At 68.8% G+C, this 21229-nt stretch carries 22 protein-coding genes; 13 read left to right on the top strand and 9 right to left on the bottom strand.

Going from position 1 to position 21229, the window contains the following annotated elements; translation table 11 throughout:
• Positions 1–46: 46 nt before the first annotated feature.
• The 3 genes from ACFO5K_RS21050 to ACFO5K_RS21040 all read right to left on the bottom strand — a co-directional run bounded on the left by ACFO5K_RS21050 (position 47) and on the right by ACFO5K_RS21040 (position 2314).
• A complete protein-coding gene (locus ACFO5K_RS21050; protein ID WP_378565592.1) occupies positions 47–814 on the bottom strand; it encodes a glycerophosphodiester phosphodiesterase in 768 nt (255 codons plus the stop codon).
• A complete protein-coding gene (locus ACFO5K_RS21045) occupies positions 811–1845 on the bottom strand; it encodes a DUF4328 domain-containing protein (protein ID WP_378565590.1) in 1035 nt (344 codons plus the stop codon). Before ACFO5K_RS21045 ends, ACFO5K_RS21050 begins: the two co-directional genes overlap by 4 nt.
• Positions 1846–1954: 109 nt before the next feature.
• Positions 1955–2314 carry a rhodanese-like domain-containing protein gene (locus tag ACFO5K_RS21040; RefSeq protein WP_378565588.1) on the bottom strand — a complete coding sequence of 120 codons (360 nt, stop codon included), beginning with the start codon at positions 2312–2314 and terminating at the stop codon, positions 1955–1957.
• Positions 2315–2646: 332 nt separating this feature from the next.
• Between ACFO5K_RS21040 and ACFO5K_RS21035 the strand changes: the two genes are divergently transcribed.
• The 4 genes from ACFO5K_RS21035 (at position 2647) to ACFO5K_RS21020 (ending at position 5772) form a co-directional block, all read left to right on the top strand.
• Positions 2647–3258 (top strand): hypothetical protein, encoded by a 612-nt coding sequence (locus tag ACFO5K_RS21035; protein WP_378565586.1) that lies wholly within the window; start codon positions 2647–2649, stop codon positions 3256–3258.
• A 138-nt stretch (positions 3259–3396) separates the two neighbouring features.
• A complete protein-coding gene (locus tag ACFO5K_RS21030) occupies positions 3397–4020 on the top strand; it encodes a superoxide dismutase (protein ID WP_378565583.1) in 624 nt (207 codons plus the stop codon).
• Between the two features lie 153 nt (positions 4021–4173).
• Positions 4174–4701, top strand: a complete 528-nt coding sequence (locus ACFO5K_RS21025) for a peptidase (protein ID WP_378565580.1) — start codon at positions 4174–4176, stop codon at positions 4699–4701.
• 357 nt (positions 4702–5058) lie between these two features.
• Positions 5059–5772 (top strand): TMEM165/GDT1 family protein, encoded by a 714-nt coding sequence (locus tag ACFO5K_RS21020; RefSeq protein WP_378565577.1) that lies wholly within the window; start codon positions 5059–5061, stop codon positions 5770–5772.
• On the opposite strand, the gene ACFO5K_RS21015 is transcribed toward ACFO5K_RS21020, so the two are convergent.
• Both ACFO5K_RS21015 and ACFO5K_RS21010 read right to left on the bottom strand, forming a co-directional pair.
• Positions 5748–6386 carry a TetR/AcrR family transcriptional regulator gene (locus tag ACFO5K_RS21015; RefSeq protein ID WP_378565574.1) on the bottom strand — a complete coding sequence of 213 codons (639 nt, stop codon included), beginning with the start codon at positions 6384–6386 and terminating at the stop codon, positions 5748–5750. The genes ACFO5K_RS21020 and ACFO5K_RS21015 overlap by 25 nt on opposite strands.
• Entirely contained in the window at positions 6383–7258 is an 876-nt protein-coding gene (locus ACFO5K_RS21010; protein WP_378565571.1) for an SDR family NAD(P)-dependent oxidoreductase, read from the bottom strand. Before ACFO5K_RS21010 ends, ACFO5K_RS21015 begins: the two co-directional genes overlap by 4 nt.
• 266 nt (positions 7259–7524) lie before the next feature.
• Here ACFO5K_RS21010 and ACFO5K_RS21005 point away from each other — a divergent pair, with 266 nt between their 5' ends.
• The gene (locus ACFO5K_RS21005; RefSeq protein WP_378565568.1) at positions 7525–8292 is read left to right on the top strand and encodes an SDR family NAD(P)-dependent oxidoreductase; all 768 of its coding nucleotides are present in this window, start codon (positions 7525–7527) and stop codon (positions 8290–8292) included.
• An 81-nt stretch (positions 8293–8373) separates the two neighbouring features.
• Here ACFO5K_RS21005 and ACFO5K_RS21000 read toward each other — a convergent pair whose 3' ends face one another.
• The 3 genes from ACFO5K_RS21000 to ACFO5K_RS20990 all read right to left on the bottom strand — a co-directional run bounded on the left by ACFO5K_RS21000 (position 8374) and on the right by ACFO5K_RS20990 (position 12544).
• Positions 8374–8823 (bottom strand): GNAT family N-acetyltransferase, encoded by a 450-nt coding sequence (locus ACFO5K_RS21000; protein ID WP_378565565.1) that lies wholly within the window; start codon positions 8821–8823, stop codon positions 8374–8376.
• A gap of 94 nt (positions 8824–8917) precedes the next feature.
• Entirely contained in the window at positions 8918–10876 is a 1959-nt protein-coding gene (htpG, locus tag ACFO5K_RS20995; RefSeq protein WP_378565562.1) for a molecular chaperone HtpG, read from the bottom strand.
• Positions 10877–10930: 54 nt separating this feature from the next.
• A complete protein-coding gene (locus ACFO5K_RS20990; RefSeq protein WP_378566235.1) occupies positions 10931–12544 on the bottom strand; it encodes a TM0106 family RecB-like putative nuclease in 1614 nt (537 codons plus the stop codon).
• A gap of 239 nt (positions 12545–12783) precedes the next feature.
• On the opposite strand from ACFO5K_RS20990, the gene ACFO5K_RS20985 reads away from it, so the two are divergent.
• Genes ACFO5K_RS20985 through rraA form a run of 7 tightly spaced genes read left to right on the top strand, consistent with a single transcriptional unit; the run spans position 12784 to position 17188 of the window.
• Positions 12784–13455, top strand: a complete 672-nt coding sequence (locus tag ACFO5K_RS20985; protein WP_378565559.1) for a DUF6474 family protein — start codon at positions 12784–12786, stop codon at positions 13453–13455.
• A 7-nt stretch (positions 13456–13462) separates the two neighbouring features.
• On the top strand, positions 13463–14002 hold the full coding sequence (locus tag ACFO5K_RS20980) for a hypothetical protein (RefSeq protein WP_378565556.1): 540 nt from the start codon (positions 13463–13465) through the stop codon (positions 14000–14002).
• A 40-nt stretch (positions 14003–14042) separates the two neighbouring features.
• Positions 14043–14693 (top strand): YcnI family copper-binding membrane protein, encoded by a 651-nt coding sequence (locus ACFO5K_RS20975; protein ID WP_378565553.1) that lies wholly within the window; start codon positions 14043–14045, stop codon positions 14691–14693.
• Positions 14693–15229, top strand: a complete 537-nt coding sequence (locus ACFO5K_RS20970; protein ID WP_378565550.1) for a copper resistance CopC family protein — start codon at positions 14693–14695, stop codon at positions 15227–15229. The genes ACFO5K_RS20975 and ACFO5K_RS20970 overlap by 1 nt, the downstream gene beginning before the upstream one ends.
• 6 nt (positions 15230–15235) lie before the next feature.
• Positions 15236–16180: a CopD family protein gene (locus ACFO5K_RS20965; RefSeq protein ID WP_378565547.1), complete on the top strand. Its 945-nt coding sequence runs from the start codon at positions 15236–15238 to the stop codon at positions 16178–16180.
• 50 nt (positions 16181–16230) lie between these two features.
• Positions 16231–16686: an SRPBCC family protein gene (locus ACFO5K_RS20960; RefSeq protein WP_378565544.1), complete on the top strand. Its 456-nt coding sequence runs from the start codon at positions 16231–16233 to the stop codon at positions 16684–16686.
• Between the two features lie 13 nt (positions 16687–16699).
• Entirely contained in the window at positions 16700–17188 is a 489-nt protein-coding gene (gene rraA, locus ACFO5K_RS20955; RefSeq protein ID WP_378565541.1) for a ribonuclease E activity regulator RraA, read from the top strand.
• Positions 17189–17507: 319 nt separating this feature from the next.
• On the opposite strand, the gene ACFO5K_RS20950 is transcribed toward rraA, so the two are convergent.
• A complete protein-coding gene (locus ACFO5K_RS20950) occupies positions 17508–17729 on the bottom strand; it encodes an RNA-binding S4 domain-containing protein (protein WP_378565538.1) in 222 nt (73 codons plus the stop codon).
• 109 nt (positions 17730–17838) lie between these two features.
• On the opposite strand from ACFO5K_RS20950, the gene lysX reads away from it, so the two are divergent.
• Positions 17839–21162 (top strand): bifunctional lysylphosphatidylglycerol synthetase/lysine--tRNA ligase LysX, encoded by a 3324-nt coding sequence (gene lysX, locus ACFO5K_RS20945; protein WP_378565535.1) that lies wholly within the window; start codon positions 17839–17841, stop codon positions 21160–21162.
• The last annotated feature ends 67 nt before the right edge of the window (positions 21163–21229 follow it).

Raw genomic sequence — 21229 nt, 5'->3', positions numbered from 1 at the left:
GGTTCCCGTCCCCGCGCCCCTGCTATCGGCGCGCCACCGGCCCGGTTCACAGGTCGGCGAGCAACGCTTTCGTCCGGCCGGGATGATTGGTGGCCACCCAGCTCACGCCCAGATCAGCGCACAACTTCACGTCGTCGGGGTCGTCGACGGTCCAGCAGTAGGTGGTCCGGCCTGCCGCGGCCGCCTTGTCGACGAGTTCGGGATGTTCGCGCAAGGTTTTCAGCGACGGCCCCACCGCGGTGGCACCCACCGTGGTCGCCGCGCCCCCGCCGAGGAAGCGGGAGGACTCGCCCAGCAGCACCGTGGGCAGCAGTGGCGCGGCCCGGCGCACCCGCCACACCGCCGTCGCCGCGAACGACATCACCACCGCCCGTGAGTGATCCGCCGAAGCGGGCGTGGCGATGCCGAAACGCTGGAGTTCGGCGAGCACCTTGTTCTCCACCAGGGCGCCGTAGCGCACCGGGTGCTTGGTCTCGATGAAGAGCTTGGTCGGGCGGGTACGCCAGTCCAGTACCAGCCCGATCAGGTCGCTGAGCGACAGCACGCCGGCCGGTGCGTCGTCGGTGCCGAAGTTCATGTCGCGCAGTTCGGCCAGGGTCAGTTCGCTTACCAGGCCGGTGGCGTCGGTGGTGCGGTCGACGGTGCGGTCGTGCAGGCACACCAGGTGCCCGTCACGGGTTAGCCGCACATCGCATTCCACACCGTCGGCGCCTTCGGTGAGCGCCAATTCGTAGGCGGCGAGGGTGTGCTCGGGGCGCGCCGCCGACGCGCCCCGGTGCGCGACCACGAACGGCGCGCGATTGCCCTGGCTCACTTGGCACCGACCTCCTCGAGCGAATCCTTGCCCGCATCCGGCGAATCCTTGCCCGCCCCGGGCGATACCTTGCCCGCCGCAGGCGAGGCACTGCCCACCGCAGACGAATCCTTGTCCGGCTCCGGCGAATCCGCGCGTTCGACCTCGCCCTGCTCGGCGCTCGGCCCACCCGGCTCGACCGGCGCGATAACGGTCGCGACGGGATCGGCGGCCATCACCCAGCGTCGCGCCGACCTGGGCGCACCACGCAGATCCCGGCCCTCGATCAGGTGCACCGTCCACAGCGTGAGCACCGCGAACGCCGCCGCGTACAGGTTGGTGAACGCGGTGAACGAGACGCCGTCGGCCTCGGCCTGCAAAGTGGACGCGTTGCGCCACAACGTGGCGGTGACGAACAGCCCTCCGCTGACAGCCCAGGCCGTCCACCAGATCCGCACGGCGCGCAGGGCGCGCGGATCGGGGTGGGGGCCGAGGAGTTCGGTGAGGAAGACACCCGTCCAGATCAGGTTCACACCCGGGACGAGGCAACCCGCCACGAGCGTCCAGCTCCTGCGTGGGTCGCGTTCACCGCGCGCGGTGAACGCCGCACGGCGGGCCTCGATCAGCCAGGCGACCAGTGCGACCGCGGCGGCCAGCGCGAAGATCGGCGCGAGGACGCCGAAAGTGAGCACCGTGGCGTCGGAGATCCACAGCAGCCAGCTGGGGACGAGGCGGGTGCGGTTCTGCAGCAGGACCAGGTAGCGGCCGTATTCGGCGAGGGCGGCGAACAGGAACGCGACGGTGACCAGACCGAGCAGCTGATCACGCCGGGCCGCCATGCCGCCCAGCGGACGCGGCGGGGTGCGCGGAGCCGGCGGCGGCGGGTCGAGCAGTCCCCAGCGGGGGACCTCGGTGTAGCGCGGCGTCGGGCCCAGCGCGGGGCTCGCGGTCGCGGCGGTGGTGCGGCGGGTGCGGTGATCGGGCCTGCGCGCGATCCAGCGATAGTTGCGTTTGGCGGGCGGGGCGTCTACCGCGGCCGGCGACAGCAGCACGCCACGGCAACGCGGGCACCAGTGCATCGGCGCGCCCTGCACGGCCCACCGCGCGCCACAGCGTGCACATGGTTGCACCACCGAACTCACCCGCGCACCCCGTTCCGGACTAGTAGATCTTGGCTTCGTGCTCGCCGTCGGCGACCACCGGTCGGCCGGTCCGCTGCCAGGCGACCATGCCCCCCGCCACATTGCAGGCGTCGTACCCGATGTGGGTCAGATATTTGACCACCTCGATGGAGCGGCCACCCTGCCTGCACACCACGTACAGTTCGGCGTCGATGTCGATCTCGTCGAGCCGGGCGGGCACATCCACCATCGGGATGTGCACGGCGCCCGGTGCGTGGCCGAGGGCCCATTCGTCGGGTTCGCGCACGTCGAGCAGCTGGGCGCCGGGGACCGGGTCCGCACGGTCGAACCCGGCGGGTACCTCGCCCACCGGCACCGTGGGGATATCGGAGCTCGTCACGCCTCGATCCTGCCATGCCGGAAGCGGTGCCGGGCGGCGTGTGCGCCACAACTTGATCCACTGAACTCAGCTATCGGTCAGCACACCATCGTGCGGGTGCGAGCTTTCGGCGGTGGTGGGGCCGGGAGAAGTCGGTCGGGAACGACCGATCCGGGACTCCCCTCCTCGTCATCCCGGAGCGGTCGTTCGCCGCTGACGTCGGGATTGGCAGTTGCAGCGGTCCCGACATCTACTTGGACGCGAGCCGGGCCGTTTCGGTTCCATAAAAACGACAACACTAGTGAAAATCCTAAATCCTGAGATCTGGGCGGCGAGATCGGTAGCCTGAGCGCATGAACGTGAGCAGGGGGCTACTCGACAGTTTCGACATCAACGGCTTGAATACCGCTTTGTCCGAATCCACCTGTCTCGGGGTAGAGGTGGACGCGGCTGCGGGCCGGCTGCAACTCGCATTGGAGGTGCTGACCCTACCGGCCGACGGACCCGCCCCGGTCGACTGCAAAGTGCGGCTCACCTTCACCGGTGTCACCCGGGTCGCGGCGTCGCTACGTATCCAGCGCTGGGACGATGTCGCTCCCCGCGTACTCCCGCTGAGCCTGGAACAACTCGACGACGCCATCGAGAGCTTCGGCGGCGGCGGCCTGCACGGCTGGGAATTCATCGACCTCGACGACAGCGGCTGGAGCCTGTGGAGCGATCTGCTCAGCTTCGACACCGTGCTCGACCAGCGGATCCCGGCCCACGTCATCGAGTTCTCCCAGGAAGAGGGCATCGACCCGCGCGAACTCGACGTGCGCGTGTGGTTCGACAAGATCACCGTCACCGACCTGAGCGGCAGCGAGATCCCGATGGCGGAGTTCATCGAGGGCGGTCGCCGCTGGTGGGCCGCGCACAACGCCGGCGATGCCCGCGCGGCCAAGGCAGATATCGCGCCGCCGCTGTAATTCCGGGCATCGGCGCTCGAGCTGCGCCGGGGAATGTGGGGGCACGGTTCGCGGGTTGCACCGGGCGGGTGTACGAATGATGGTTGGTGTTGTCGTCCGAACTGGGCGCACACAGCCCGACACACGGAAAGGGACATCGTGGCCGTTTACACGCTGCCGGAACTTGATTACGACTTCGGAGCTCTGGAGCCGCACATCTCCGGCCAGATCAACGAGATCCACTACACCAAGCACCACGCCGCCTACGTCGCCGGCGCCAACAAGGCGCTCGAGCAGCTCGAGGAAGCCCGCGAGTCCGGCGACCTCGCCAACATCCTGCTGCTGGAGAAGAACCTCGCGTTCCACCTCGGTGGCCACTACAACCACACCGTCTGGTGGAAGAACCTGTCGCCCAACGGCGGCGACCAGCCGGAAGGCGACCTGGCCGCGGCCATCGCCGACCAGTTCGGTTCGTTCGACAAGTTCCGCGCGCAGTTCACCGCCGCGGCCAACGGTCTGCAGGGCTCCGGCTGGGCCGTCCTGGGTTACGACACCCTGGGCCAGAAGCTGCTGACCTTCCAGCTCTACGACCAGCAGGCCAACATTCCGACCGGCATCATCCCGCTGCTGCAGGTCGACATGTGGGAGCACGCCTTCTACCTGCAGTACAAGAACGTCAAGGCCGACTACGTGACCGCGTTCTGGAACGTCGTCAACTGGGCCGACGTGCAGGATCGCTACTCCCGCGCAGTGTCGCAGGGCAAGGGCCTCATCTTCGGGTAAGACCCACACACGAAAAGACCTCCCAGCACTCGCTGGGAGGTCTTTTTGCGTGTATTGACCGGTTCTGGCACTCGTTGGTACTTGTGTGCCAGAGGGGTTCAGGGCTATTCCTGATCTATAGGGCATAGCGCCCCCGGGACTCGGGAGGCCATCATGATGACGCAGGGTCCGATCGGGATCACGCCGTTTCAGGCGGGCGGTCGACTACAGGGATTCGTGGTGTCGGGGCGGTGGCCGGACACCACCAAGGAGTGGGCGCAGGTGCTGGTGCTGGCCGTACGGGTGGCGTCGCTGCCCGGACTGCTGGTGACCTCCACCGTGTTCGGGGTGCGCGAGGAGCTACCCGACGACCCCGAACCGGACACGGTGGGGCTGGTGCTGGCCGAGGGCCCGGTGCTCGGTGCGGAGGCGATCGAGCCCGGACGCTTCGCCGAACACGTGCCGCCCGCGCTGATCATGTTGCATCCGCCATCGGAGACCCAGCCGTCACTGCCCGAATGCGCCGGTGCGGCGTCGGGCTGCGTGTTGCTGCCGGGGGTGCCGCATCTGGGTTTGGAGCATCGCGCGGCGTGGGCCGAGGCCGAGCTCGACGGGACCGTCACCTCGCTGGTGAGCCGGGTGGGAATGGATCCGATCAGCCATCCCGATACCGCGGTGCTGGCAATGCTGCTGGCGGCCTGAGGCTTTCGCCGCGGCGGGTGAGCGAACCGCCGGCAACGGGTCTGCGGACGGTTCGGATCAGGGCCACCGAACTATTACCACCGCACAGCCAAACTTATTGTGCGCATTGCGATTTCGACTACACAAGGTTGGCATACCCGGAGCTACCGCGCTAGGGTGGACAGCAGCGAAGGGGAGTAGCCCGCAATCGCCCAGTCGACATACTGATCGCCGCCGGAACCCGGCGCGGTCCGGCTGCGTGAACCGGTCACGATCGGTGGGCGAGACCTTCGGCCACGAACCGATCCATTGACCGGTGTGGCTGAAGGCGTACCCGTCTCAGCCACAGGCCGGAGTTGTTTCCTGGGAGCTGAGTCCATGATCGCCACCATCCTGCTGAGTTTCGGCGTGATCTTCCTCGCCGAACTCGGTGACAAATCGCAGCTGATGGCGCTGACATTCTCGTTGCGCTACCGCTGGTGGGTGGTGCTCGCGGGCATCAGCGTGGCCAGTGTGGCCGTGAACCTCATCGCCGCCGGTGTCGGCCACTTCCTCGGCACCGCGCTGCCGGCGAACGCCATCGCCGTCGTCACCGCCCTCACTTTGCTCGCGGTCGGGCTGTGGACGTTGCGGGACGCACTCGGTGGCCCCGGGGACCCCGAGACCACACCCGAACCGCCGAGCACGCGCAATGCCTTTCTCGTGGTGATCTCCGCGTTCATGCTCGCCGAACTGGGCGACCGCACCATGTTCGCCGCCGCCGCGCTGGCCTCGAACAACAGCTGGTGGGCGGTGTGGGCCGGTTCGGTGGCCGGCATGGTCGCCGCCGGCGGGCTGGCCATCGTGGTGGGCAAGATCGCGGGTAAGCACCTGCCCGAACGCGGCATCGCCATCGCCTCCGGCCTGCTGTTCCTGTTCTTCGCCGCCAAGACCCTGCTCGACGCGTTCGGGCCCGGTCTGGCCGTTTGGGCCACGGTGGGCCTGGCGGCGCTCGCACCCGCCGCGGTGGGGGCCGGTATCGGCGCGTGGCGGCTCGCGCGCCCCACACCCGCCGAGCAGCGCGCCGATCAGTCCGCGAAGGCGTTGCCGTAGACCGACCCGGACCGGCGCGCCAGGTCGATCAGCTGGTCCTTGATCTCCCACAGACTGTCCAGGTCGTCGTCGGCGATCTTGGCGGTGACCATGAAACCGATCGCGGCGGCCAGGGTCGAGCACGCGAACTGCTGCTGCGCGGTCTCGGCGCCGAGCATCGCCGCCGCCACCTCCACGAATCGGTGTTGCAGTGCCATCCGCGACCTGATCGCCGACGGACCCGCCGCGTACACCTCCACCAGGAACAACCTGGCCGCGGCCGGATCGTCGGACAGGTGGGTGAAATAGGCGGTGAGGATGCGATCCATCCTGGTGCACGCGTCGGTGTCGGCGGATTCGGTGATCACCTGGTGCAACCGCGCGGCGAAAGCGGCCGAAGCGCGGTCGAACGCGGCCGCGAAGCAGTCCTCCTTGGAGCGGAACAACTCGTAGAAGGTCTCGCGCGACACCCCCGCGCGCTTGAGCACCGCCGCGACGGGGGTGCCGACGTATCCACGTTCGGTCATCGCCTCCCCCATCGCGACGAGGATGCGTTCACGCTGGGAGGCCACCACCTGCTCACGCGAAAGATGATGGCGTCCGCGCGGCAGCTGACGCAGGGTCGAATCGCTCATTGCCGTTCCATTCTGCGGGGTCGGGCGGGTTGGACGGTGGTGAAGGGCACCTCTTCGACGCGGGCGATCTCGACGGCGCGAGCCACCCGGTTGCCCTGTAGCCGCTGCACCACCAGTTGCGCCAGCAGCCGGAACGGACGCACCAGTACCACCCACCACGGCGACACCACGGTCTTGCGCCTGCGGGCGATCGCCACCTCTATCGCGTCGACGGCGGGCCCGACCGGTGAGGCGCCGGTGAGGCTGGTGCCGCCGAGGATCGTGTGCGCGGCACGGGTGTCGAAGCCGCGAACCGTCATCTCGGTGTCGATCCCGGCGAAGTAGCTGACGCCCACTTTCGCTCCGGTGGAACGCAATTCGCTGCGCAGGGTGGCACCGAGGGAGGCTACCGCGGCCGCGGCGGCGGTGTAGGCGCCGCCCAGCGGATACTGCACGGCGGTGGCGACGGAGGACATCATCAGCACATACCCACGCGGGTGGGCCAGGTAACCGCCCGCGGCCTGCACCACGTACGCGACGCCGAGCACGTTGACCGCCAGCGTCTCCTCGAGCACCGACGGATCGCCGCCGATCATCGCCATCTGCTTGGCGATTCCGGCGTTGGCGACGAGCACATCGAGACCGCCCAGTTCGGCGACCAGCGCGGGCACCACCCGTTCCACCTGCGCCCGGTCGGCCACATCGCAGTAGCGCCACGGCACGTCACCGCATTCGGCGGCCACTTCGGCGAGCAGTTCGGGTTCGATCCCGAGCAGGGCCACGTGGGCGCCGTGCGCGGCGAGTTTACGGGCCAGCGCCGCGCCGATACCGCGGGCGGCGCCGGTGATCAGGACCTTGCGGCCGGCCACCGACGGACCGGCGAACGATCTCATGACGGCACGCTACCACCGGAAAACACCCCTGTTCGCGGTGATTTTGCCACCCCCGAGGTAGGGGTGTCCCACACCACACCGCCACGCGTTAAAGTGCCATTGTTGGCAAGCGGCGAATAACCGCGAACCACCATGTTCTCGGCGCGCCCCCGTCGCTGGACTGACCGAAGGGTGCGACGAAGGAGTACCCGTAGGGAGGGAAGCGGCGGGGTCACAGCGCCGAGAACCGCGGCACCAGCCGCCATTCAACACAGAGAGGACCATCCGTGGAGATTTCGGGTTCCGCAGCCATTGTCACCGGAGGCGCTTCCGGCCTCGGTGCCGCCACCGCCAAGCGGCTGGCCGACGCCGGTGCCACCGTCTTCGGTCTGGATATCCCCCAGTCGATCGAGCGCGCCGGGGACAACGTGCCCGCCGGGGTCACCCTGATCGCGGCCGACGTGACCAGCAACGACGAGGTCGCGGCCGCGATCGCCCAGGTCACCGAAGGCCCGGCGCCGCTGCGCATCGTGGTGAACTGCGCCGGTGTCGGCTGGGCGGGACGCATCCTGTCCAAGAACGGCCCGCACGACCTGGAGCTGTTCCGCACCGTCATCACCGTGAACCTGCTCGGCACCTTCAACGTGATGCGCCTGGCCGCCGACGCCATCACCAAGACCGAGCCGGTCGACGAGTACGGCCAGCGCGGCGTGGTGATCAACACCGCGTCAGTGGCCGCGTTCGAGGGCCAGATCGGCCAGATCGCCTACTCCGCGTCCAAGGGTGGCGTGCACGGCATGACCGTCCCGGCCGCGCGTGACCTGGCCCAGTTCGGCATCCGCGTGAACACCATCGCGCCCGGCATCATCGACACCCCGATGCTGGCCGGTGTCACCGAGGAGTACCGCAAGGGCCTCGAGGCGGGCGTGCCGTTCCCGTCGCGTCTGGGCCGGCCCGATGAGTACGCCGAGCTGGTCGAGTACATCGCCAGCCACGACTACCTCAATGGCGAGACCATCCGGATGGACGGCGCGCTGCGCATGGCGCCGCGCTAGAACCGGCGAATTCGTGCGATCGGGGCCCCGAGAATATGTTTCTCCGGGGCCCCGAACACACGTTTACACCGACGTGGTGGCTCACACACCGCGCGAGAACACAATGACTGCCCGTCCCGGCCCGTTGTAGTCGGCGACCGGCCCGGCCACCGCGAACCCGAGGCTGCGATGGAAGTCGATCGAGGTGTAGTTCGACGGTGAAGTGATGGCCGACACCACTTTTCGGCCTTCGGCGCGCATGATCGCGAAGAAGTCGTCGTAGAGACTGCGACCCAGACCGGCCTTTCGCGCGTCGGGGCGAACCGCGACGAAGTGGATATAGGCGGTGTCGGGGTCCGACGGGGAGCCGAAACCGACGAGGAAACCGGATATTCCGTGTTCGTCGGAGGCGATGAGGCTGGTGCGGTGGAAGTGGTCGAGGAACATGCGCGGCAGGTTGTGTACGACCGCGCGGCCCCACCAATCGTCGATGACACCGATGACGGCGTCGTAGTCCGCCGGCCGCGCCCGCCGGATCCGGTGACCCATCATCTGTCCATGGTGCCGGTCGCCGCCCAGCTGAGCATCCAGAATTCAACGCATCCGCCTCCCCGCGACCGGAAAAATCGCGGGGAGGCGGGCCGCGCTACACCGTGCGGGTCAGCCGATCGGTGAGCAGTTGCGCGAAGCGGGCGGGGTCCTTGAGTTCGCCGCCCTCGGCGAGAACCGCGGTGCCGTAGAGCAATTCGGCGGTCTCGGTGAGCTCGGGGACCTTGCCCTCATCGGCGTCGGACTTGCGTGCGTCGTAGGCCTCACGCAGACCCGTCACCAGGGGGTGGGTGGGGTTGAGCTCGAGAATGCGCTTGGACTCGGGCAGTGCCTGGCCCGAGGCGCGGTACATGCGCTCGAGCATCGGGGTGAAGTCGAAGACGTCACCGACCAGGCAGGCCGGTGAGGTGGTGAGCCGGTTGGTCAGGCGCACCTCCTTGGCGACCTCGCCGAGGGTCGTGCCGAGCCAGGTGAGCAGGTCGGCGTAGTCCTTGTCCTGCTGTTCGCGCAGGGCCTCGGTCTCCTTCTTCTCCTCCTCGGACTCCAGGTCGACCTCGCCCTTGGCGATGGACTGGAACTTCTTGCCGTCGAACTCCGGCACCGAGCCGACCCACATCTCGTCGACCGGGTCGGTGAGCACGAGTACCTCACGGCCCTTGGCCTTGAAGGCTTCCAGGTGCGGCGAGTTCTCCACCTGCGCCCGGTTCTCACCGGTCATGTAGTAGATCGCATCCTGGCCCTGCGGCATCCGCTCCACGTACTGCGCGAGCGTGGTGAGCTCGGAATCGGAGGCGGTGGAGGCGAAAGACGAGACGGTGAGCAAGGTTTCGCGGTTGTCGGTGTCGGAGAGCAAGCCCTCCTTGAGTACCCGACCGAACTGCGACCAGAACGTCTGGTACTTGGTCTGGTCCTCGGCGCCCTGCATGTCCTTGATCGTGGACAGCACCTTCTTCACCAGCCGCTTGCGGATCATCTGGATCTGGCGGTCCTGCTGCAGGATCTCGCGCGACACGTTCAGCGAGAGGTCCTGCGCGTCGACGACACCCTTGACGAAGCGCAGATACTCCGGCATCAGCTCTTCGCAGTTGTCCATGATGAACACCCGGCGCACATACAGCTGCACACCGCGCTTGTGCTCACGGGTGAACAGGTCGAACGGCGCGGTCGAGGGCAGGAACAGCAGCGCCTGGTACTCGAAAGTGCCTTCGGCCTTCATCGGGATGATCTCGAGCGGATCGTCCCAGGCGTGGCTGACGTGGTGGTAGAACTCCTTGTACTCCTCGTCGGTGACCTCGCCGCGCGGACGGGTCCACAGCGCCTTCTGCGAGTTGAGGGTCTGGTCCTCGACGATGGTCTTCTCGACCTTGTCCTCGCCCTCACCCTCGGTCACAGTGCGCTCGACCTGCATGCGGATCGGCCAGGCGATGAAGTCGGAGTACTTGCGGACGATCTCGCGCAGCTTCCATTCCTGCGTGTAGTCGAAGAGGTGATCGTCCTCGTCGGCGCTCTTGAGCGCCAGGGTCACCGAGGTGCCCTGCGGCAGGTCGGCGACGGTGTCGATGGAATAGGTGGAGCTGCCCGCGGCCGCCTCCCAGCGGGTGCCTTCGGTCTCGCCCGCCTTGCGGGTGGTGAGGGTGACCCGGTCGGCGACCATGAACGTGGAGTAGAAGCCGATGCCGAACTGGCCGATCAGCTCCTCGGCGGCCGCATCGGACTTGGCTTCGGTGAGCTTGCGGCGCAATTCGGCGGTGCCGGACTTGGCGAGGGTGCCGATCAGGTCGATCACCTCGGCGCGGGACATGCCGATGCCGTTGTCGCGAACCGTCAGGACCCGGTTGTCCCGGTCGACCTCCAGCTCGATATGCAGATCGGCGGTGTCGGCGACGAGGTCCTTGTCCTGGAACGCGGCCAGCTTGAGCTTGTCCAGTGCGTCGGAAGCGTTCGAGATCAGCTCCCGCAGGAACGTGTCTTTGTTGGAGTAGACCGAGTGGATCATCAGCTCGAGGAGCTGGTGGGTCTCGGCCTGGAACTCGAGGGTTTCGACTGCTTCTGTCACGCCCACGATGTTATTACTGCCCACACCGCGGCGCTCCCGGAGGACCCTGCGTGGTTACGCGGCGCTACCGCTGCCGGGCCCACCGCGGGCGAAGTCCTCGAGCGACGGGACCTCGGCCACCGCCCGCCGGGTCATCCAATCGCGCAGCACCTGGGTGGCCCGCACATCGTCTTCGTTGTATTCGAAAAGCCGGGTGCGCTGGGACAGGTCACTGGCGGCGTCGTAGCCGACGGCGCGGCGGTACCAGCCCATCGACGCCTCACCACTGGCCTCGGCGTCGCGCCAGCCGAAACCGGCCACCGGCGCGATCTTCTTCAGCCCCTTGCCGTTGGGGCAGATGAACTGTTCGGTGACGGCCTGGAACATGTCGACCCAGTCGGACGAGTCGACGAACGCGCGGACCTCGTCGTGGGTGGGCACGCCGGGCAGGCCGGCGAAGCGACGGGCCGACTCGTAGAGCCACTTGTCCTCGGCGGTGCGCGAATAGCAATAGGCGGCGAAGGTCTTGCCCGCGGCGTGCGCGTCGGCCCGCACCCGCATCAGCCAGGTCCAGAATTCGCCGAAGGAGCGGCCCTCGTCGGCGGTGGGCAGCGGGTCCCAGGTGTAGAACGGGCGGTACACGTCGTCGAGCAGGGTGCCCCACAGGTAGGCGCCGTCTTCCTGATAGCTCTCCAGGTCGACGTCGACCTCCACGTCGGCGCGGTGCACGCTCACGGTGTCGAAGCGGCGCACCAGCGGGGCGCCCGCGATCCAGGCTCGGGCGGTGACCACGGTCTCGGCGAACGGGCCGTGCTGCCAGTCATCGGGTTCCTCGCCGGTCCAGGCGGCAAGTTCGTCGACGGTCTGCACGCCGTGCAGGCGCAGCACGTCGGCCCGCGAACCGGGCGCCACCAGGCTGACGTCGCGCATCAGCGCAAGCTGGGCCTCACAGCTGGGCTCACCGCGCCCCCACCACGGGCACTGCCTGCATTCGGGCACCTTCGACGGCTGGGTCGGCAGTTCGCCACGAACCACCGCGATGCGGTCGGCGTAGCGCTGGTCGTAGTCGGCGAGCACACCGGTGAGGTCGTGGACGAGGATGCGGTCGAAGGCCAGGCCGATCGTACCGCCGACCAGCGCGGGGCTGGCCATGCCGTGGCGTTGCAACATCCGGTAGAGGTGGGCCAGGCGTTGCTGGTCGCGCGGTTGCGGACGCAGTTTCACGTGCTTGTCGCGGCGCGGCTGCCAGTGGAACAGATCGGAGGTGAGCGGGTGGAAGTCGGCCGGATCGGGGCGGCGCGGGTCGGTGACCTTGTGGTTGACCACGATGATCGGGATGTAACCGCCGCGCTCGACATCGCGCAGCAGGAATTCGACGCCACCGCGGCGGCCGGTATCGGGTTCCTGGGGCAGCAACCCGCCCCAGATCCGGGGCGCGCCCGCGGCCATCGCGGCCATGGTGTCGGCGACGCGTGCACCGGCGCGGCCCTGCGGGTCGATCACCACCCAGTCGGCGGGGGCGGCGGCGACCAGTTCGTCGCGCACCCGGGTGCGGTAGGCGGTGGCGGCCTCGCGACGCTGCTGCACGCCGGGGTCCTCGCGGACCTCGGCGAGCGCACCCGGCCGGGTGGCGTCCAGGCGCAGGCGGTGCCTGCAACCGATCAGCGAGCGCGCGTCCAGGAAGGCGATCCGGGAGCCGGTCGGCTCGGTATCGGCACCTCGATCGAGCGCAGCGGAAGCGGGGGCCGGGCAACGCACCGGCCCGCCGTCGAAGTCGTCCTCGGCTGCACGCACGCAAGCAGTATGGTCCTTCCCCCCGACACATTGCCCAATCGCTACCCTCATCCCACTACGCTACGAAGTACGGCAGGCCGCTCACCGGCGGCACTGCCTCATGACTTGGCGAGCATGACGGAGGGCCTGATCTCATGGGGTTGTTCAGCAAACGGAAGCGGCGGCCCAACCGGCGCGCTGAGGCGAAGGCGCTCAAGCACAAAGCCGCGGTGGAGGCCAAGCTGAGTGCCAAGAACGAGCGCAAGGCCGCGAAGGCGGGCGAGCGCACCAGCAGGCGCGTGGCCAAGGCACAGGCGCGCACCGAGGCGCAGGTGGCCAAGGCGCAGATCGCGACTTTGCAGGCCGAGCAGAAGGCGGCCGACAAACTCGCCGCCAAGGCCGACCGCGACCTGTTCAGCGCGGCGCAGATCCGCAAGTACATCGGGGTGGCCCGGGTGCTGATCCCGGTGCTGGCCCCGCTGGCCTACCGGGGCGCGACCTTCGTGCGTGGTCAGCTCGACGCGCGCAAGGCACAGCAGCTCGGGATCGGGCTCGACCAGCTCGGCGAGTTCAGCGGGCACGGCGCGCGGTTGCAAGCCCGCATCACCAACACCGAGACGGCGCTGGACAAGATCGCGGCCGACGCGCCCGACAACGACACCAAGAAGTTCGTCGAGTCGGCTCGTACCCGGTTGGCCGATTTGAGCGTCGCGGTGCGTACGGCCGAGCAGATGCCCGCCGCGCGCCGCAAGGCCGTACACGACTCGATCTCCACGGAGCTGTCCGTGCTCGAGAACGACGTGCTCGCCCGGCTCGGCGTGCGCTGAGTCCACTGTGACGACGCCGCAGCTCACCTCCCGCTTGCGCGGTGGTGGCTGCGGCGTACTCGTCGGCGCGCTGGCCGTCGCGGCGCACGGGTTCGGTGGTGGCGGCGTGCCGCGGTCATCGGAAGTCGCGCTGCTGTTGCTGGTTTCGCTGGCGGCGGGGGCGTTCGCCCAAGGTGGCGCGCCCGGTGCCGTCCGGCAGTCGCGCCGTGGCGAACCGGCGGTGCGTGCCGGGGCGGCGTTGGTCGGTGGCCAGTGGGCGGGGCATTTCGCGTTGTCGGCGACCCTCGACCATCACGCGGAACTGCTCCATCTGCCGAGCACACCGATGGTCCTCGCGCACCTGTTCGCCGCCTTCGCCTGTGCCGCATTGATACTCGTCGCCGAGCGGCTGTATCTCGTCGCGTCGAGCGTGGTTCGGTCGGTGATCACCACCCCCTCCCCCGTCGTCGCCACGCGCCCGGCCCGCTGGCTGTCCACCGTCGCCGTCGTCCGCACGGCCCGTCCGAAGGGCGCGCGATGTCCGCGCGCTCCGCCCCTGTTCGCCTGATTCACCACCACATCAGAACTCTTCGGACAGAAGGCATTCCATGCACAACATCATTTCCCGCGGCAGCGGGGCCATAGCGCTGGCAGCGGGCCTGGTGCTCGCCGCCGGTGGTTCGGCGGCCGCGCACGTGACCGTCGACGCGCCCGGCGCCGCCCAGGGCAAATACACCGTCGCCACCTTCAAGGTGCCGACCGAATCCGACACCGCGGCCACCACCGCCCTACGCGTCACCGTGCCGAACGTGAAAAGCGTTCGCACCGAACCGATGCCGGGTTGGACCTCGAAGGTCGAACGCAACGACAAGGGCGAGGCCGTGGCCGTGGCCTGGACCGCCGACCCGGGCAACCCCGGCGTGGGACCGGATCAGTTCCAGCGGTTCGTCCTCTCGCTGGGACCGTTGCCCGCCCAGGACACGGTGGACTTCCCCGCCCGGCAGACCTACAGCGACGGCAGAGTCGTCAGCTGGGATCAGCCCAGCACCGATGGCGCCGAACCCGAATACCCGGCCCCCACCCTCACTTTGAGTGACACGGGCGGTTCCGACGGTGGCGAGCACCACGTGGCCTCGACCGACACCACCGAACCCGAGTCCGACAAGGTGTCGCGCTGGCTCGGCGGTGCGGGCCTGGCGCTCGGCCTGTTCGCCGCGGCGCTCGGTCTCGGCCTGGTCTCGCGTTCGAGGAAGCCGTGATGCGCGCGAGCCGGGTGGCCGGCCTGCTCATCGCCGTACTCACCGTGCTCTTCGCCGCCGTGTTCGCCGCGTCCGGGATCGCGAGTGCGCATTCCGGTGCGGTGAGCAGCGTGCCCGAGGACGGTTCGACCGTCGAGGTGGGTCCGGCGCGGGCCGGCATCACCTTCAACGAGGAACTGCAGCAGAACTTCCCGTCGCTGACCGTGGTCGGTCCCGACGGCCGGTTGTGGTCCAAGGGCGAGGTGCTCGTCGAAGGTGACACGGTGAGTGTGGAAGTGGGTGAACTGGGGCCGGTCGGTGAGTACACCATCGCCTTCCGGGTCACCTCGGCCGACGGTCACCCGGTGAGCGGCACCCGCAGTTTCACGCTGAGCAAGGAAGGTACGGGCACACCCGGACCCAAGCCCGGCGAACAGAATGCCGACGGCGACAACGACTCCGGCGGTGTGCCCGTGTGGGTGTTCGTCGCCGGTGGCGTCGTGCTGTTCGCCGCGGGCCTGGCGGTGGCGTTGCTCGGTGGCCGGCGCAAGAAGTAGGCACCGATGACGACCGGTCGCCGGGCACCGGGCACGACGCCGCGGCAGTGGCGGGTCCTGGCGCCGGTCGTCGCGGCCGCGCTGGCGGCGGTGGTGCTCGCCTGGGCCCTGCGGGCCGCCGGCGGTTTTCCGGCCGTGGCGGGCGCGCGGGTGCTCGCCGACGGCGCGGGTGCCACCGTGCTCGGGCTGGCGGCGCTGCCACGGCTCAACGAGCGCCTGGCCGTGGCGTGGCGGCCGATCGCCGTGCTGGCCGGGGTGTGGCTGGCCACGGAGTTCACCTTGCTGGTGTGCGAGGCCGCCGAGATCGTCGGGGTCCCGGTCACCGCACTGGGCGCCGGCGAGTTCGGGATCTTCCTGGGCAGACTCAGTGGCGGTCAGATCGGGATAGCGATCCTGTTCTGCACCGGCGCGATCGCGTGCTACGCGGCGGTGGCGTTTCGCCGGCCCGGGGCGGCCTCGGCCGACCTGGTGCTGGTGTTCGCCGCGGTCGCGCTGGCGCTGCGCCCGATCACCGGGCACATGTCGCAGCAGATGTTCGGTTCGGTGCTGGCCGCGGTGCACACTCTCGCCGCCGCGCTCTGGTGCGGGGCACTGCTGGCGATGGCGCTCACGTTGCGTTCGCGCGGCGACTGGGCCGCCACCCTGCCCCGCTACTCCGGTACCGCCGCGCCGCTGGTGCTGGTGGTGGCGGCCACCGGACTCATCGACGGGCTGGTGCGCATCGGCGGCCTCACACCGCTGGTGACCACCGGATACGGCCGTATCCTGCTGGCCAAACTGGCCGTGCTCGGCGCGCTGGCCGCACTGGGCTGGTGGTGGCGGCGCGGCTGGGTGCCACGCGCGGGCGATCATCGGGTCACCGCCCGGGTTTCGCTGCGCAACGCGGCCGTCGAGGTGACGGTGATGGCGGTGGCCTTCGGGCTGGCCGCCACCCTGGCTGTCACCGCGTAGCCCGACGTGGTTCACGTTGGACAACGTAAGAACCGATTACAGTGGCCGCTATGACCGAAGTGAGGATTGTCGAAGACTGCGCCGCGTCGGCGGACACGGCGTTCGCGTTCGTCAACGACTACCGCAATCTGCCGAAGTTCATGTACGGCATCGAATCCTTCACCCCCGTCACCGAGCAGACCGACGGTGTGGGCGCGAAGTTCGACGGGAAGATGAAGCTGGGCCCGGCTTCGCTCACCTCCCGGATCGAGGTGGTGCGCTGGGAAGAGGGCGCGGTAATCGGCACCAAGTCGATCAAGGGCTTCGAAATCGTGTCGACATTCCTGTTCCAGGCCAAGGGCGCGGAAAAGTGCACCGTCGACGCGGTGATCGACTACTTCGTACCCGGTGGCATGGCGGGCAAGATGCTCGGCAAGACCATCGAACCGTTCGTCAAGATCGCGGTGAAGCACACCGCCGAGGCGCTGGTCCGCGAGATCGAAAAGGCCCACCGCCAGAGCACCTGACACAATCAGCACCATGACCGAATCAGCGAATGTTGTGGCCACCGCCGATCTGGCCGACGAGATCGGCCCCGAAATCCGCAGCTGCGATACTCAGTTCATCCAGTTCGGTGCTCGCGAAACCTTCGCCGGACGGATCACCACGATCCGCTGCTTCCAGGACAACCTGCTGGTCAAGCAGACCCTGAGCGAGCCGGGCGAGGGCAAGGTGCTCGTCGTCGACGGCGGCGCGAGCGTGCACACCGCGCTGGTGGGCGACATCATCGCCGGCCGCGGCGTGGACAACGGCTGGGCCGGCGTGATCGTCAACGGCGCGGTGCGGGACTCGGCGATCCTGCGCACCCTCGAGATCGGGGTGAAGGCGCTGGGCACCAACCCGCGCAAGAGCACCCAGACCGGCAGCGGCGAAAAAGATGTGCCCGTGGAGTTCGGCGGAGTCACCTTCGTCCCCGGCGAAATGCTCTACAGCGACCACGACGGCGTAGTGGTGCGCGCCGAGGATTGAGTGGTCGCCCCACCGGCGCCCCCCGAACCAACCCGCCCGACCCGCCCCTGAGTCGGGTCGCCGCACAACCCCGGTTCACAAACACCACCCCACCCACGTCGTTCGCAGTCAGACCGGACACTGCGATGCGGGCCTCCGTCGAAAAACCAGCCCCGCCCGCCCCGACCTCGAGGAGGGGCCGCCGCGAAGCGGCGGTTCGCGGCCGTCCCGACGATCAGGCGCCGTTGCGTACGCGACGAAGGAGCAAGCAACGGCGCCTGATCGTCGGGACGTGGAGGCCGCGAACCTCGAGCGCGCCAGCGCTCAAACAAACACAGCCCTACATCCCCGTGACGCGAGCCTTGTGCCCCGCCAGCACAACAACGTCGCCCACCTGCAGTTGCCTGCCGCGGCGCAGCTCCACCTCGTCGTTGACGCGGACCAACCCCTGGGCGATCACCGTCTTGGCCTCCGAACCCGAATCGATCAGGTTGGCCAGTTTCAGAAACTGACCGAGGCGGATGACGTCGTCATCGATCGGCACATCCACTGGTTCCGGCATGGACTAATACTTACTCTGTCGCGAAAATGCGGTCACAACCGGCCCGGCGGTGACGAACACGCCGTGTCGAGCGCTGCTCGCATGGCTGCGCTGCACGCACACTGGTTCGGTGACTCCCACGCAGGCCGAGCGACACCGCAGCACCGAGACACCACGCCTGGTCGCGCCGACCCCCGTCCCGCATCGCGCGCACGGCCGGTTGTCGCAGGTGCCGCATGTCACCGCCGTGGTGCTCGCCGGGTTCGCGGTGCTGTGCGCGCTGTGGAGTCTGTCGCCGGGTCTGCGTCATCTCACTCGCGCACCGCGCCATTATGTGGACACCTATTACTTCGACGCGCCCGACACCAGCCTGGTGTGGGCGCTGGTGGTCGGCCTGCTCGCCGGTGCCGTCGCGAGCCGCAAACGGGTGGCCTGGTGGCTGCTGCTCGGGTATCTGGTGTTCTACGCGCTGGCGAACGTCTTCGACTACGCCGCCGACGGCGATGTGCACGCGCTGGCGGCCCTCGTGGTGCATCTGGGCGTGCTGGCGATCTTGATCGCGGCCCGCAAGGAGTTCTACACACGGGTGCGGCCCGGTGCGCTGTGGAAGGCGCTCGGGGTGCTGGTCGCCGGGGTCGGCCTGGGTTCGCTACTCGGTTGGGGGCTGGTCGAGCTGGTTCCCGGTTCGCTGCCCGCGGGCGCGCAACGGCCGCTGTGGGCGGTGTTCCGCGTGACCGCGGCAGTGCTGCTGGACAACGAGTACTTCGACGGCCGCCCGCCCTCCTGGGTGAACTTCCTGCTCGGCGTGCTGGGCGCGATCGCCCTGCTGGCCGCGGTGCTGGTGCTACTGCGCTCCCAGCGCGCCGACAACGCGATGACCGGACTCGACGAATCCGCTATCCGTGGCCTGCTCGCGAGCAGCGACGTGGAGGATTCGCTCGGCTACTTCGCCACCCGCCGCGACAAGGCGGTGGTGTTCGCCCCGAACGGCAAGGCCGCCATCACCTACCGGGTGGAGCTGGGTGTGTGCCTGGCCGGCGGCGACCCGATCGGGCCGAAACAGGCGTGGCCGCAGGCGATCCGGGCCTGGCTCGAGCTGGCCGACCGCTTCGGCTGGGCGCCTGCGGTGATGGGCGCGAGCGAACTGGGTGCCACCGCCTACCGGCGGGCCGGGCTCTCGGCGCTGCGCCTGGGTGACGAGGCGATCCTCGACACCCGCGCGTTCTCGCTGGCCGGGCCGGAGATGAAGCCGGTGCGCCACGCCGCGAACCGGTTGCGCAAGCACGGCATCGAGGTGCGGGTGCGCCGCGCCGGCGACATCCCCGCCACCGAATTCGACGAGGTGATCGCCCGCGCCGACGCCTGGCGCGACACCGAGACCGAGCGCGGCTTCTCGATGGCGCTGGGCCGCCTCGGCGACCCGCTCGACGGCGACTGTCTGTTGGTGGAGGCCGTCGATCACGACGACCGGGTGCACGGCATGCTCTCGTTCGTCCCGTGGGGACGCACCGGAGTGTCGCTGGAGCTGATGCGGCGCGACCCGCACGGCCCCAACGGCGTGATGGAGCTGATGATCTCGCAGCTGGCGCTGAACGCCGACCAGTACGGCATCACCCGGATCTCGTTGAACTTCGCGGTGTTCCGCTCGGTGTTCGAGGAGGGTGGGCGGATCGGCGCCGGGCCGGTGCTGCGCGCCTGGCGCGGCGTGCTGCTGTTCTTTTCGCGCTGGTGGCAGCTCGAAGCGCTGTACCGGTCCAATGTGAAGTACCACCCGCGCTGGGTGCCGCGATTCTTCCTGTTCGAGGACCGCAGGCAGTTGCCGCGGGTGGCGATGGCCAGCGGCCTGGCCGAGGGGTTCCTGCCGCGCCTGAGCAAGCAGCCCGATGCCGGCGAACACACCGGGACCACCCCGTCGGTGCCCGCCACGATCAACGGCCTGCACAGCGACGGCAGCGCACCCGAACCGGCCGACGACCCCGAAGCGCCCCATCGGCCGCGCCGCCCCGAACAGGTGCGGGTGCGCATGACCAAACTCGACCGGCTCACCGCGACGGGCGTGGACGCCTACCCGGTCGCCTATCCACCCACCCACACCATCACCGCGGCCCGCCGCTGCCCGAAGGGCACCACCGTGCGGGTGGCCGGCCGGGTGCTGCGCATCCGCGACTACGGCGGGGTGATATTCGTGGCGGTGCGGGACTGGACCGACGAGATCCAGCTGGTCATCGACCGCGAACGGGTGGGCGCGGACCGCTGCGCCGAATTCGGCGAACATTTCGACCTGGGCGATCTCATCGAGGTGAGCGGGCGGATCGGGGCCAGCCGCAGCGGGGAACTGTCGCTGCTGGCCCAGGACTGGCGGATGAACGGCAAATGCCTGCACCCGCTGCCCGACAAGTGGCGCGGCCTCACCGATTCCGAGGCCAAGGTCCGGCAGCGCTATGTGGACATGGCGATCAACCCGCAGACCCGCGAACTGATGGCCAAGCGCAGCGCCGTGCTGCATTCCCTGCGTGACTCGCTGCACAACTGGGGTTTCCTCGAGGTCGAGACCCCGATCCTGCAGCAGGTACACGGTGGCGCCAACGCGACCCCGTTCCGCACCCACATCAACGCCTACGACCTGGACCTGTACCTGCGCATCGCCCCCGAGCTGTACCTCAAACGCCTCTGCGTGGGTGGTATGGAGAAGGTGTTCGAGGTGGGGCGCACCTTCCGCAACGAGGGTGTCGACTTCAGCCACAACCCCGAGTTCACCATCCTCGAGGCCTACGAGGCGCACAGCGACTACCTGCGGATGATGCAGCTGTGCCGGCGGCTCATCCAGGACGCGGCGCTGGCGGCCAACGGCGCCGAGGTGGCGTTGCGTCCCGACGGCGACGGCGGTTTCGACACCGTCGACATCTCCGGTGAGTGGCGGGTGAAAACGGTGCACGGGGCGGTGTCCGAAGCGATCGGCACCGAGGTCACCGCCCGCACCGACCTCACCCGGCTGCGGCAACTGTGCGACGAAGCCGGCGTGACCTATCAGCACGGGTGGGACGCCGGCCAGGTGGTGCTGGAGATGTATGAGCACCTGGTCGAAGCGCAGACCACCGAACCCACCTTCTACCTGGACTTCCCCACTTCGGTGTCGCCGCTGACCCGTGCGCACCGCAGCATCGACGGCGTGACCGAGCGCTGGGATCTGGTCGCCTGGGGCGTGGAACTGGGCACCGCCTACAGCGAACTCACCGACCCCGTCGAACAGCGGCGCCGGCTCACCGAACAGTCGATGCTGGCCGCCGGTGGCGACCCCGAGGCAATGGAACTCGACGAGGAATTCCTGCAGGCGCTCGAGCACGCCATGCCACCCACCGGTGGGCTGGGGATCGGCGTGGACCGGGTGGTGATGACGATCACCGGGCGCAGCATCCGCGAGACCCTGCCGTTCCCCTTGGTGAAACCACGCTGATTGTGGGTACTGCTTCCCGCGTGCCGGGCCTCGGGAACCGCAGACGTACCGAAACCCGCACCGGCAG

The organism is Nocardia halotolerans, from assembly GCF_042650145.1.
Classification (GTDB): domain Bacteria; phylum Actinomycetota; class Actinomycetes; order Mycobacteriales; family Mycobacteriaceae; genus Nocardia; species Nocardia halotolerans.
This window is presented reverse-complemented; position numbering and strand designations above follow the sequence as displayed.

Coding starts and splice junctions, on each gene's coding strand:
- ACFO5K_RS20975 (WP_378565553.1), top strand. CDS start 14,043: ATGCACAACATCATTTCCCGCGGCAGCGGGGCCATAGCGCTGGCAGCG.
- ACFO5K_RS21025 (WP_378565580.1), top strand. CDS start 4,174: ATGATGACGCAGGGTCCGATCGGGATCACGCCGTTTCAGGCGGGCGGT.
- ACFO5K_RS20970 (WP_378565550.1), top strand. CDS start 14,693: ATGCGCGCGAGCCGGGTGGCCGGCCTGCTCATCGCCGTACTCACCGTG.
- ACFO5K_RS20950 (WP_378565538.1), bottom strand. CDS start 17,729: ATGCCGGAACCAGTGGATGTGCCGATCGATGACGACGTCATCCGCCTC.
- ACFO5K_RS21015 (WP_378565574.1), bottom strand. CDS start 6,386: ATGAGCGATTCGACCCTGCGTCAGCTGCCGCGCGGACGCCATCATCTT.
- ACFO5K_RS21010 (WP_378565571.1), bottom strand. CDS start 7,258: ATGAGATCGTTCGCCGGTCCGTCGGTGGCCGGCCGCAAGGTCCTGATC.
- ACFO5K_RS21000 (WP_378565565.1), bottom strand. CDS start 8,823: ATGATGGGTCACCGGATCCGGCGGGCGCGGCCGGCGGACTACGACGCC.
- ACFO5K_RS20985 (WP_378565559.1), top strand. CDS start 12,784: ATGGGGTTGTTCAGCAAACGGAAGCGGCGGCCCAACCGGCGCGCTGAG.
- rraA (WP_378565541.1), top strand. CDS start 16,700: ATGACCGAATCAGCGAATGTTGTGGCCACCGCCGATCTGGCCGACGAG.
- ACFO5K_RS21020 (WP_378565577.1), top strand. CDS start 5,059: ATGATCGCCACCATCCTGCTGAGTTTCGGCGTGATCTTCCTCGCCGAA.
- ACFO5K_RS20960 (WP_378565544.1), top strand. CDS start 16,231: ATGACCGAAGTGAGGATTGTCGAAGACTGCGCCGCGTCGGCGGACACG.
- ACFO5K_RS20965 (WP_378565547.1), top strand. CDS start 15,236: ATGACGACCGGTCGCCGGGCACCGGGCACGACGCCGCGGCAGTGGCGG.
- ACFO5K_RS21035 (WP_378565586.1), top strand. CDS start 2,647: ATGAACGTGAGCAGGGGGCTACTCGACAGTTTCGACATCAACGGCTTG.